This is a genomic window from Streptomyces marokkonensis (assembly GCF_039539045.1).
GTDB classification, from domain to species: domain Bacteria; phylum Actinomycetota; class Actinomycetes; order Streptomycetales; family Streptomycetaceae; genus Streptomyces; species Streptomyces marokkonensis.
The window spans coordinates 1-1427 of sequence record NZ_BAABCQ010000374.1 but is presented as its reverse complement, the minus strand read 5'-3'; the positions used below and the strand labels follow the sequence as shown (position 1 = coordinate 1427).

The following is a 1427-nucleotide window of genomic DNA, read 5'->3' as shown; positions in this document are numbered from 1 at the left end:
GGTGGAGGAGCTGAACCCGCAGCGCTCCCTGTCCCGCAACCCCCTCGTCCAGGTCGTCCTGGCGCTCCAGAACACCCCGGACGCCGACTTCCGGCTCTCCGAGGCGCGCGCCGAGTACATACCGCTGACCGCGGGCGCCTCCCGCTTCGACCTCTCCCTGTTCTGCTTCGAACGCGGGGACGGGGCCGGCGGCCTCGACATGATGGCGGAGTTCAGCACCGACCTGTTCGACCCCGAGAGCGTCGTCGTGCTCTTCGAACGCCTGGCCAGGCTGCTGCGCTCCGCGGTCGCCGACCCGGGCGTGTCCGTCTCGGGCCTCGACCTCCTCGCCGAGGAGGAGTACCACCGGCTCGTCGCCGGCTGGAACGCCACCGCACAGCCGCGGGGCGCCATCCCCGACAGCCTCCAGGCGGCCTTCCACGCGCAGGCCGCGGCCACCCCCGACGCGATCGCCGTCCGCGCCGACGGGCGGAGCCTGACGTACCGGGAACTCGACGAACGGGCCAACCGGCTGGCGCACCGCATCGTGGCGCTCGGTGCCCGGCCGCAGACCGCCGTCGCCGTCCTCCAGGAGCGCTCCGCGGACCTGGTGGTGTCCCTGCTCGCCGTCGTCAAGGCGGGCTGCGTCTACGTGCCCCTGCACACGGGCTACCCCGTGTCCTGGATGCGGATGGCGCTGGCCCGCACCGGGGCCCGTCTCCTGCTCACCGACCGCGCCATGCGCGAGCGGGACCTGCGGCACGACGGCCCGGTCGTGGTCGTCGACGAGGACGACCTCAGCGGCCTGCCGACCGGTGACCCGCTCGTCCCGGGCGGACCCGACGACCTGGCGTACACCATGTTCACCTCGGGCTCCACCGGCGAGCCGAAGGGCGTCGAGATCACCCACCGGGACGTGCTGGACCTCGCGCACGACCCGGTCTGGCACGGCCCGCGCGAGGACACCGCACGCGCCTGCACCAACCCGCGGTGCCCGGCCGAACGGGTCCTCATGCACTCCCCGTACGCCTTCGACCCGGCCACCTTCGAACTGTGGGCGCCCCTGCTCAACGGCCACCGTGTGGTCGTCGCCCCGGCCGGCGAACTCGACCTCGCCACCCTCGAGGGCGTCATGACCGACGAGCAGGTGACCGGTGTGCTCTACACCGCGGGCCTCTTCCGCCTGATCGCCGAGGAGCGGCCGGAGAGCTTCACCGCGGTGCGCGAGGTGTGGACCGGAGGGGACGTGGTGTCGCCGGCCGCCGTCCAGCGGGTCCTGGACACCTGCCCCGGCACCGCGGTCACCGCCATCTACGGGCCGACCGAGATCACCCTGTGCGCCACCCAGTACCCCATGAGCCACCCGCACCGCGTCGAGACCACCGTCCCGCTGGGCCGGCCGATGGCGAACACGCGGGTGTACGTGCTGGACGGTGCGTTGCGGCCGG

General features: G+C 73.4%; 1 protein-coding gene. It reads left to right on the top strand.

The genetic code is table 11. From position 1 onward, the window contains the following. On the top strand, positions 1-1427 hold a 1427-nt coding region (locus ABEA26_RS35950; RefSeq protein ID WP_345598274.1), incomplete at both ends, for an AMP-binding protein.